Annotated in this window: 7 protein-coding genes; 1 reads left to right on the top strand and 6 read right to left on the bottom strand. The window is 72.1% G+C overall.

Annotation, left to right across the window (positions count from 1 at the left end; translation table 11 throughout):
- Window positions 1-358: 358 nt before the first annotated feature.
- On the bottom strand, window positions 359-2,233 hold the full coding sequence (locus tag AB0B40_RS04385; RefSeq protein WP_345057966.1) for an AMP-dependent synthetase/ligase: 1,875 nt from the start codon (window positions 2,231-2,233) through the stop codon (window positions 359-361).
- A 260-nt stretch (window positions 2,234-2,493) separates the two neighbouring features.
- The gene (lepA, locus tag AB0B40_RS04380; RefSeq protein ID WP_345057969.1) at window positions 2,494-4,368 is read right to left on the bottom strand and encodes a translation elongation factor 4; all 1,875 of its coding nucleotides are present in this window, start codon (window positions 4,366-4,368) and stop codon (window positions 2,494-2,496) included.
- A gap of 224 nt (window positions 4,369-4,592) precedes the next feature.
- Between lepA and rpsT the strand changes: the two genes are divergently transcribed.
- Window positions 4,593-4,859, top strand: a complete 267-nt coding sequence (rpsT, locus tag AB0B40_RS04375) for a 30S ribosomal protein S20 (RefSeq protein ID WP_061922887.1) — start codon at window positions 4,593-4,595, stop codon at window positions 4,857-4,859.
- Window positions 4,860-5,468: 609 nt separating this feature from the next.
- Here the strand turns inward: rpsT and holA are convergent.
- The 4 genes from holA to AB0B40_RS04355 all read right to left on the bottom strand — a co-directional run bounded on the left by holA (window position 5,469) and on the right by AB0B40_RS04355 (window position 10,553).
- Window positions 5,469-6,458: a DNA polymerase III subunit delta gene (gene holA / locus AB0B40_RS04370; RefSeq protein ID WP_345057976.1), complete on the bottom strand. Its 990-nt coding sequence runs from the start codon at window positions 6,456-6,458 to the stop codon at window positions 5,469-5,471.
- An 87-nt stretch (window positions 6,459-6,545) separates the two neighbouring features.
- Entirely contained in the window at window positions 6,546-6,791 is a 246-nt protein-coding gene (locus tag AB0B40_RS04365; protein ID WP_345057979.1) for a hypothetical protein, read from the bottom strand.
- A 223-nt stretch (window positions 6,792-7,014) separates the two neighbouring features.
- Window positions 7,015-7,851: an arylamine N-acetyltransferase gene (locus AB0B40_RS04360; protein ID WP_345057982.1), complete on the bottom strand. Its 837-nt coding sequence runs from the start codon at window positions 7,849-7,851 to the stop codon at window positions 7,015-7,017.
- A gap of 53 nt (window positions 7,852-7,904) precedes the next feature.
- Entirely contained in the window at window positions 7,905-10,553 is a 2,649-nt protein-coding gene (locus AB0B40_RS04355; RefSeq protein ID WP_362262813.1) for a ComEC/Rec2 family competence protein, read from the bottom strand.
- Window positions 10,554-10,581: the final 28 nt, after the last annotated feature.

The following is a 10,581-nucleotide window of genomic DNA, read 5'->3' as shown; positions in this document are numbered from 1 at the left end:
GGATGCCCCCGGCTGAGGGCGGATGCCCATTGGCTACGGCCGGATGCCCCCGGCTGAGGGCGGAAGCCCATCGGCTACGGCCGGATGCCCCCGGCTGAGGGCGAAGGCCCCCGGCTGAGGGGCGGATGCCCATTGGCTGCGGCCGTATGCCCCCCGGCCGAGGGCGAATGCCCCGGCCGAGGGCGGGGACCGCGCCGGACAGACGGGTGCCGTCGCTGCGGGCGCGTACCGCCTCAGGAGGGCGGACGTCGTCGCGGCGCGGGGCCGCCTCGCGGGAGGCGGTTCGCGCCGCTCGGCGCGCCCGGCCGCCGGTGCCGCACGGCCGCCGGCGGTCCCGGGCGCCCCCGTCAGACAGGCCCTAGGACTCCCGTGCGCCCGCGTACATGTCCTCGATGAGGTGCTTGTACTCGCGCTCCACCACCGGCCGCTTCAGCTTCAGGCTCGGCGTGATCTCGCCGTGCTCCACATCGAGGTCCCGCGGCAGCAGCCGGAACTTCTTGATGGTCTGCCAGCGCTGGAGCCCGGCGTTGAGCTGTCGCACGTACTCGTCGACCATCTCCACCGTCTGCGGGGCGGCGACGATCTCGGCGTACGGCCTGCCCTCCAGGCCGTTCTCCTTCGCCCACTCCTGGATGGCGAGCTCGTCCAGGGCGATCAGGGCGGTGCAGTAGTTCCGGTCGGCACCGTGCACGAGGATGTTGGACACGTACGGGCACACGGCCTTGAACTGGCCCTCGACCTCGGCCGGTGCGACGTACTTGCCGCCGGAGGTCTTGATGAGGTCCTTCTTGCGGTCGGTGATGCGCAGGTAACCGTCGGGCGAGAGCTCGCCGATGTCACCGGTGTGGAACCAGCCGTCGGACTCCAGCACCTCCGCCGTCTTCTCGGGCTGCTGGTGGTAGCCCTCCATGACGCCGGGACCGCGCAGCAGGATCTCGCCGTCCTCGGCGATGCGGACCTCGGTGCCGGGCAGCGGCTTGCCGACCGTGCCGGTGCGGTACGCCTCCCCCGGGTTGACGAAGGAGGCCGCGGAGGTCTCGGTGAGGCCGTAGCCCTCCAGGATGTGGATGCCGGCGCCGGCGAAGAAGTAGCCGATCTCCGGGGCGAGCGCGGAGGCGCCGGAGACGCAGGCGCGCAGCCGGCCGCCGAAGGCCTCGCGGAGCTTGGCGTAGACGAGGGTGTCGGCGACCTTGTGCTTGGCGGCGAGGCCGAAGGGCGCCGAGGCGGTGCCGGTGCGGCGGAAATTGTCCTGGGTGACCTTGGCGTACTCGCGGGCGACCTCGGCGGCCCACTGGAAGATCTTGTACTTGGCCGGGCCGCCCTCGCGGGCCTTGGCCGCGACACCGTTGTAGACCTTCTCGAAGATGCGCGGCACGGCCGCCATGTACGTCGGCCGCACCACCGGCAGGTTCTCGATGATCTTGTCGACGCGGCCGTCGACGGCGGTGACGTGGCCGACCTCGATCTGCCCGGAGGTGAGCACCTTGCCGAAGACGTGCGCGAGCGGCAGCCACAGGTACTGCACGTCGTCGATGGTGACCAGACCGGTCGCGGCGATGGCCTTCGCCATGTACGCCCAGTTGTCGTGCGGGAGCCGGACCCCCTTGGGGCGACCGGTGGTGCCCGAGGTGTAGATGAGCGTGGCGAGCTGGTCCTTGGTGATCGCGCCGACCCGCTCCTTGATCAGCTGCGGGTGGCTCTCCAGGTAGGCGGCGCCGCGCCGCTCCAGCTCGGCGAGGGTGATCACCCAGTCGTCCGTCTCGACGCCCGCCGGGTCGATGACGACGACCTTGGTGAGGGCGGGCAGCTCGGCGCGACGCTCCACCGCCTTGGCGGCCTGGGCCGCGTCCTCGGCGATCAGCACCCGGCTCTCGGAGTCGGACAGGATGAAGGACGACTCGTCGGTGTTGGTCTGCGGATAGATGGTGGTGGTCGCCCCGCCGGCGCACATGATGCCGAGGTCGGCGAGGATCCACTCGACCCGGGTGGAGGAGGCGAGCGCCACCCGCTGTTCGGGCTGGATGCCCAGCTCGATGAGGCCGGCCGCGATCGCGTACACCCGGTCGGCCGCCTGCGCCCAGCTGAGCGTCTTCCAGTCGTCGGGGCCCTGGCCGGAGGCCGGCGGGACGGGGTAGCGGTAGGCGTCGGCGTCCGGTGTGGCCGCCACGCGCTCCAGGAAGAGGGCTGCCACGGACGGCGGACGGTTCTCGATCAGGGTCTGTGTGTCGCTCACGACATCCTCCGGGGGCCCGCGACGGTGCGGCTACTCGGTGCGGCTGGGTTAACTCACGGTGTGGGTGCGGACTGTTGTTTAACTCGCGAGTAACTATCGAGCAGGGATCAGGGTAAGGCGCGACCGCCCGCTGCGTAAGGGGCATCGGCCTGTCACTTTCCACGCAGAGCGACGCTACGGGCGCGTGGGGGCCCGCCGCGCTTTCGCACGACGGGCCCCCACATGCCCGGTTTGCGGATGTGACCGGCTGTTACCTTTGGTTACTTCTTGCCCTTGCCCGACCCCGCGCTGTCATCACTGGACAGGACGGCGATGAAGGCTTCCTGCGGAACCTCCACGGAACCCACCATCTTCATCCGCTTCTTGCCTTCCTTCTGCTTCTCGAGCAGCTTCCGCTTACGGGAGATGTCACCGCCGTAGCACTTGGCGAGGACGTCCTTGCGGATGGCGCGGATGGTCTCGCGGGCGATGACCCGGGAGCCGATGGCGGCCTGGATGGGCACCTCGAAGGCCTGCCGCGGGATCAGCTCGCGCAGCTTGGCCACGAGCCGCACGCCGTACGCGTACGCCGCGTCCTTGTGGGTGATCGCGGAGAAGGCGTCCACCTTGTCGCCGTGCAGCAGGATGTCGACCTTGACCAGGCTGGAGGTCTGCTCGCCGGTGGGCTCGTAGTCGAGGGAGGCGTAGCCGCGGGTCTTGGACTTCAGCTGGTCGAAGAAGTCGAAGACGATCTCGGCCAGCGGCAGCGTGTAGCGGATCTCGACCCGGTCCTCGGAGAGGTAGTCCATGCCGAGCAGGGTGCCGCGCCGGGTCTGGCACAGCTCCATGATCGAGCCGATGAACTCGCTCGGCGCGAGGATGGTGGCGCGCACGACCGGCTCGTACACCTCGCTGATCTTCCCCTCGGGGAACTCGCTCGGGTTGGTCACCGTGTGCTCGCTGCCGTCCTCCATGAGCACGCGGTAGACCACGTTCGGCGCGGTGGCGATCAGGTCGAGCCCGAACTCGCGCTCCAGCCGCTCGCGGATCACGTCGAGGTGCAGCAGGCCGAGGAAGCCGACGCGGAAGCCGAAGCCGAGCGCGGCGGACGTCTCCGGCTCGTAGACCAGCGCGGCGTCGTTCAGCTGCAGCTTGTCCAGGGCCTCGCGCAGCTCCGGGTAGTCGGAGCCGTCCAGCGGGTACAGACCGGAGAAGACCATCGGCTTCGGGTCCTTGTAACCGCCGAGCGCCTCGGTGGCCCCCTTGTTCTGGCTGGTGACCGTGTCACCGACCTTGGACTGACGGACGTCCTTCACACCGGTGATGAGGTAGCCCACCTCGCCCACGCCCAGGCCGTCGGCGGAGAGCATCTCGGGCGAGTTGGTGCCGATCTCCAGCAGCTCGTGGGTGGCGTTCGTCGACATCATGCGGATGCGCTCGCGCTTGTTGAGCTGGCCGTCGATCACACGGACGTACGTCACGACACCGCGGTACGAGTCGTAGACCGAGTCGAAGATCATCGCGCGGGCGGGGGCGTCGGCGACCCCGACCGGCGCCGGGATCTCCTTGACGACCTTGTTCAGCAGCACGTCGACACCGAGACCGGTCTTCGCGGAGACCTTGAGCACGTCCTCCGGGTCACAGCCGACCAGGTTCGCCAGCTCCTCGGCGAACTTCTCCGGCTGGGCCGCCGGCAGGTCGATCTTGTTCAGCACCGGAATGATCGTGAGGTCGTTCTCCATCGCCAGATAGAGGTTGGCGAGGGTCTGCGCCTCGATGCCCTGGGCGGCGTCGACCAGGAGGATGGTCCCCTCGCAGGCGGCCAGCGACCGCGAGACCTCGTAGGTGAAGTCGACGTGCCCCGGGGTGTCGATCATGTTGAGGATGTGGGTCGTGCCCTGGTCGGGGCCCTCGGTCGGGGCCCAGGGCAGCCGCACCGCCTGGGACTTGATCGTGATGCCGCGCTCGCGCTCGATGTCCATCCGGTCGAGGTACTGAGCACGCATCTGCCGCTGCTCGACCACACCGGTCAGCTGGAGCATCCGGTCGGCGAGCGTGGACTTGCCGTGGTCGATGTGCGCGATGATGCAGAAATTGCGGATCAGCGCCGGGGCGGTACGGCTCGGCTCGGGCACATGGTTAGGGGTCGCGGGCACGCAGGGTCCTGTCTCTTGAGGCGCCTTATGCCTCGGTCGGATCGTTACGTAGTCTCCATGGTCCCACGGGCAGGGACCGGGGGCCGTTTTGGGCCGTCCGGAGGGCCACTGGTACTGTAGATGGCTGTGCCTCATGCCCTCTCAGCACGAGGCACGGCAGGAAATCCTGAATCACCGGTGCGGGACCCGTGCGGCCCCGCGCCTGAACCTGTAAAGGCTCCTTCGTGGCGAACATCAAGTCCCAGATCAAGCGGATCAAGACCAACGAGAAGGCTCGGCTGCGCAACAAGGCCGTCAAGTCCTCCCTGAAGACCGCGATCCGCAAGGCCCGTGAGGCCGCTGCCGCGGGTGACGTCGAGAAGGCCACCGAGCTGCAGCGCGCTGCCGCGCGTGCGCTCGACAAGGCCGTCTCGAAGGGCGTCATCCACAAGAACCAGGCCGCCAACAAGAAGTCGGCGCTTGCTTCCAAGGTTGCCACCCTCAAGGGCTGAACTCCTTTCTGATCTGATCGCCGGAAGGACCCAGAGCGGGCCCTCTCTCATCCGCTCCCGTCCGGCACTCCCGAGCCTGTTCGCGGCCTGCGTTCGCCACGCGGGAACGGGCTCACCAGCTTGATCCGAAGGCCTCCGACACCTCTCCTTTCCCCAAGGCAGGTGCGGGGGCCTTTGGTGTGCGCGGCGGCGGACGGGGGCCTAGCGGGGGGCTGGGGCGTACCGGGGGGGCGGCGCATGTATGTGGGCGGGGACACATACCGGCCGTGCGTGCGGGGGCACGGGTCCCTTCAGCGTGGAGGGCCGAGGCCTGCCGACTCATCCGCCGGCAGGCCTGGCCGTATCCGCTCATCCGCCGGGCAGAGCCTGGGCCTATCCACTCACTCGCCAAGCGGGGTCGAGGCCTATCCACTCACTCGCCAGGCGGGGTCGAGGCCCGTCGGCTCATGCGCCGTGGGTCACCGGACGACTCCCCCACACCGCTGGACCGGTCACGCCCCGGGCGGAACCTGTCGGCTGTCCCCGGGCGGGGCCTGCATGCTGCTGCCCCCGGGGCAGGGCGGGGCGGTCCGCTCGCGTCGGATCGTCGGTGGGCCGGTGCCGGTTCCGTCAGTTCCGGCCTCTGGATCTCGCGGCCCGGGCGATGATCACGACCGCCTTCTCCAGCGCGTACTCGGGATCGTCGCCGCCGCCCTTCACGCCCGCGTCCGCCTCTGCGACCGCTCTGAGCGCCACCGAGACCCCGTCCGGCGTCCAGCCCCGCATCTGCTGCCGCACCCGGTCGATCTTCCACGGCGGCATTCCCAACTCCCGCGCCAGGTCGGCCGGCCGGCCCCCGCGCGCGGAGGACAGCTTTCCGATCGCCCGGACGCCCTGGGCCAGCGCACTGGTGATCATCACCGGCGCCACGCCCGTCGCCAGTGACCATCTGAGCGCCTCCAGCGCCTCCGCCGTACGCCCCTCCACGGCCCGGTCGGCGACCGTGAAGCTCGACGCCTCGGCACGCCCGGTGTAATACCGCCCGACGACCGCCTCGTCGATCGTCCCCTCCACGTCGGCGACCAACTGCGAGGCCGCCGAGGCCAGCTCCCGCAGATCACTTCCGATGGCGTCGCAGAGCGCCTGGCACGCCTCGGGTGTCGCCGACCGCCCGAAGGAGCGGAACTCCCCCCGCACGAAGGCCAGCCGGTCCGCCGGCTTGGTCATCTTCGGACAGGCCACCTCCCGCGCCCCCGCCTTGCGTGCGGCGTCCAGCAGCCCCTTGCCCTTGGCGCCGCCGGCGTGCAGCAGCACGAGCGTGATCTCCTCGGCGGGCGAGCCGAGGTACGCCTTCACGTCCTTGACCGTGTCGGCGGACAGATCCTGCGCGTTGCGTACGACCACGACCTTGCGCTCGGCGAAGAGCGACGGGCTGGTCAGCTCGGCGAGCGTGCCGGGCTGCAGCTGGTCCGGGGTCAGGTCACGTACGTCCGTGTCGGCGTCGGCGGCCTTGGCGGCGGCCACCACCTCCTGCACGGCACGGTCGAGCAGAAGGTCCTCCTGGCCCACGGCGAGGGTCACCGGGGCGAGAGGGTCGTCGTTCGCAGTCTTCCTGGCCATCGCTCAAAGCATCCCACGCCGCACTGACAACGAACCGGCCCCGGCGCCCTGACCAGTCCCGGAGCTGCCCCCGAGACCGGCTCGGGGTCACGGCTCCTCGCGCCAGCCGTCCCACTGCCCCGCGAAAGCGTCCAGCTCGCCGGGGTCCAGCCGCTCGCGCTCGTCCCGCAGGACCAGCAGCCACTGGGCGTCCTCGGCGTCGTCCTCGCCGGCCAGCGCGTCCCGGACGAGCTGGGGCTCCTCGTCGATCGCGAACCGCTCCCCCAGCGCCTCGGCCGCCTCCTCGGCGGCATCGCGGTCGGGCAGCACCAGCACGTGTCTCACATCGCTCACGGCCCCATTCTCAGGCACCGCGCGCACGCCCGACGCCCAGGTCAGCCAGGCCTGCCCGGCATCCGCCCCGGCACACCCGGACACGCCGGTCACCGGCCTGCCACCGGCCTCACGCCCCGGGCCGAAGCCTGGCCCACACTCCGCACGTCAGCTGTCGGGCACCTCGCCCACCCGGCACCGTGGCCACGAACGCCACAGGGGCATGTGCCGGGACCGAAGCGAATCAGTCGCTCAGGTCAGGGTTTCGCACAGCCGGTACAGAGCCCAACTCGATGCCGAAACACTCCCGGTAGGCCGTCAGCACCTCCTCGTCCGTCTCCAGCTCCCGCGTCTCGCACGCTCCGTCCCCGGCGGTCCGCTTCAGCTTCCGCCCGCTGAGCGTGATCCGTCCCCCGTCCTCGGTGACCTGTGAGCACACCAGCGACCGGGTGAAGTGGGACAGCGGTGAGGTGCTGTGCCACCAGGCGCCGGCCAGGAAGTCCCCGAGCGCACGCGGGCGGGTCTCCAGCCGGTACTGCGGCTTTCCGTCCCGCACGACGTCCAGGTCCCCCGCGCCCCGCACGTCAGCGCCGCGCACACCGGCCGGGTCCGGCCCCGCCTCCACCACCTGGAACGTACCGGCGGGGTCGTCCTGCTCCCCGCGCTCCGCATAGGCCAGCGGCCAGTGGCTGTGCGCCCCGAACCCGACGTCGGCGAGCCAGGTGCCCCCGTCCGCCGTCCGCACCCGCAGCGCGAGATGGTCATAGGGGATACCGAGCCGCCCCTCGTCGTCGTGGACACGTCCAGCGAGCAGATCCACCTCATAGCCGAGGGCGGCGAGCAACGCCCCGAACGCACCGTTCAGTTCGTAGCAGAAACCGCCGCGCCGCCCCTCGGTCACCTTGGCCAACAGCCGCGTCTCGTCCAGGGTGACCTCCTCTCCGAGGTGGACCGACAGGTTCTCGAAGGGGACGGTCCGCAGATGGCGCAGGTGCAGCTCGCGCAGCGCCTCGCTGGTGGGCTGTTGCGGACGCGTGCTACCGAGCCGGCGGAGATAGGCGTCGACCTGTGCTGATGTCATGAGGCCAGTCTCGCCCCCCCGCGTGTTGCGGGCGGCCCCAGGACCTCTCGTTCCTAGTTCTCGCTCGTCACCCGTATCTCCCCGCTGCTCCCGCCGGTCCCGGTGACCGCGAGTGCGCCGTCCCGGTCGGTGCGCAGGACCGCGGCTCCGCCGGCCCGCAGCGCGGCCACGGTAGCCGGGGCCGGATGGCCGTAGGGGTTGTCGGCACCGGCGGACACGAGCGCCACCCGGGGTGCCGCGAGGTGTATCAGTTCTGGGTCCTGGTAGGCCGAGCCGTGGTGGGCCACCTTCAGGACGTCGACTCCGGCGAGGTCGGCCGCCGCCGGGGAACGCAGCAACGCCCGCTGGGCCGGCGGTTCCAGATCCCCGAGCAGCAGCAACCGCAGCCCGCCCGTGCGCACGAGCAGCGCGACACTGGCGTCGTTCGGGCCTTCCGGCTCGAAGTCCGGGCCCTCCGGCTCGAAGACGGGGTTCGGCCGGGCCGGTGGTACCGGGGCGCCGGACGGTATCGACAACCGTGGGCTTCGCGGCGGGGGCCACAGGACCCGCCAGGTGAGCGGTCCGGTGCGCCGTTCCTCTCCCGCGACGGCCGTCGTGACCGGGATGTGCCGTTCGGCCGCCTGCCTTCGCACGGACTCCGCCTGGTCCGCCGGCTCGGCGAACCCCGTCGTCTCGATCGCGGCCACCGAGCGGCCCCTCAGGACGCCGGGGAGTCCCGCCACATGGTCGGCGTGGAAATGGGTGAGGAGGAGCAGGGGGACGCGGGTGATGCCGAGCCGCCGCAGGCAGTCGTCGACCAGCGCCGGATCGGGCCCGGCGTCCACGACCACCCCGGCCCCCTCGCCCGCCGCCAGCACGGTGGCATCGCCCTGCCCTACATCGCACACCGCGTACCGCCAGCCCGGCGGCGGCCAGCCCGTGATCACCCGGGTCAGCGGCACCGGCCGGGTCACCAGCAGCACGACCAGCACCCCGAGCAGCCCGCACCATCCCGGGTGCCGCAGCAGTCGCCGCCCGGCCAGGACCACGGCGACGGTGACCGCCGCGAGCGCCAGTGCCCCGGGCCAGCTCCCCGGCCAGTCGATCCCCGCGCCGGGCAGCGCCGCCCCGGCCCGGGCGACTCCGGCGATCCACCCGGCCGGCCAACCCGCGCACCAGGCCGCCACCTTGGCCACCGGCATCGCCAGCGGTGCGGTGGCGAGCGCCGCGAACCCCAGCACCGTGGCCGGCGCCACCGCCACCTCGGCCAGCAGGTTGCACGGCACCGCCACCAGGCTCACCCGGGCCGACAGCACCGCCACGACCGGCGCGCACACGGCCTGCGCGGCGGCAGCCGCCGCCAGTGCCTCGGCGAGCCGCGGGGGCACCCGGCGCCGGCGCAACGCCTCGCTCCACCCGGGCGCCAGCACCAGCAGCGCGCCGGTGGCCAGCACCGACAGCAGGAAGCCGTAACTGCGGGCCAGCCACGGGTCGTACAGCACCAGCAGCAGAACGGCCGTGGCCAGCGCGGGGACCAGGGATCTGCGGCGCCCGGTGGCCAGGGCGAGCAGTGCGACCGTGCCGCAGGCCGCGGCCCGCAGCACGCTGGGATCGGGCCGGCAGACGACCACGAAGCCGAGTGTCAGCGCTCCCGCGAGCAGGGCCGTCGCCCGTAGTGAGAGCCCCAGGCGCGGGGCCAGGCCACGGCGCTCGACCTGCTGGGCCAGCCCGGGCGGTCCGATGAGCAGCGCGAGCAGCACGGTGAGGTTGCTGCCGGAGACGGCGAGCGTGTGCGCCAGGTCCGTCTCCTGGAAGGCCTGCTCGAGCTCGGGGGTGATCCGCGAGGTGTCCCCGACGACCAGCCCGGGAAGCAGCGCTCGCGCGTCTTCCGGCAGGTTTTCGGTCGCTTCGCGCAGGCCGGCCCGCAGCCTCCCCGCCAGCCGTTGCGGTCCGCTCGGCCCCGCCACGACGCGCGGTCCCGGCCGGCCGCGCACCCGCAGCACGGCCGCTGTCCGGTCGCCGCCGGTCAGCGCGGGCGCCAGCCGCCCGCCGACCCGCAGCCGGGTGGACGGCAGCAGCCCGAGCCAGGCGGCCCGCCCACCCGTCCTCGGCTGTGCGGCGCCGGCCGGCGGCGGCTCGGTATTTCCCCTGCCTTCGGTGCCCCCTCCCGGCGCCGGAACATCCGAGTCGACGATCATCAGCACGGGCGTCCGGGTCCGGACCCGACTCCCGTCAGCCTCCTCCACACTGCGCAGCTCGGCCCGCGCCAGCACCGCCACGGGTGCCGCGTGATCGCCCCGCACCTTTGGCCTGCTCAGCCACGGATCGCCGCTCACCTCGACCTCGGCGGTCACGGTCGCGAACCGCCGGGCCAGCTCGGGCACCGGGCCGCGCCACACGTCGGCTCCGTGCAGCCCGGCGGAGACGGCTGCCGCGGCGGCACAGAGCAGCATCGCGGCGACGGCGGCACGCGCCCAGCGGAACGGGCCGCACGCCCACCCGAGCCGCCCAACCCGCCAGGGCCGCCCGGGCCGCCCGGGCCGCCCGGGCCGCGCGAACCGGTCGGGCCGCGCGAACCGGTCGGGTCCCCGCATCAGCAGCAGGAGAATCCCTCCGGCCAGGCAGCCGGCGGCGATTCCGGCGGTCCAGGCCACCGGTGCGTCAAGCGTGAGGGCCGCCGTGCCCCAGGCCGCGAGCGCGGGCGGCACCAGGCGCAGGTCCATGGGGCCGGTCCGACGGGTGTCCCCGGTC

Origin of the sequence: Streptomyces sp. NPDC042638 (assembly GCF_040647235.1) — a bacterium.
Taxonomy (GTDB): domain Bacteria; phylum Actinomycetota; class Actinomycetes; order Streptomycetales; family Streptomycetaceae; genus Streptomyces; species Streptomyces rameus.
The sequence above is the reverse complement of the archived record's forward strand: the minus strand, read 5'-3'. Positions and strand labels throughout refer to the sequence as shown.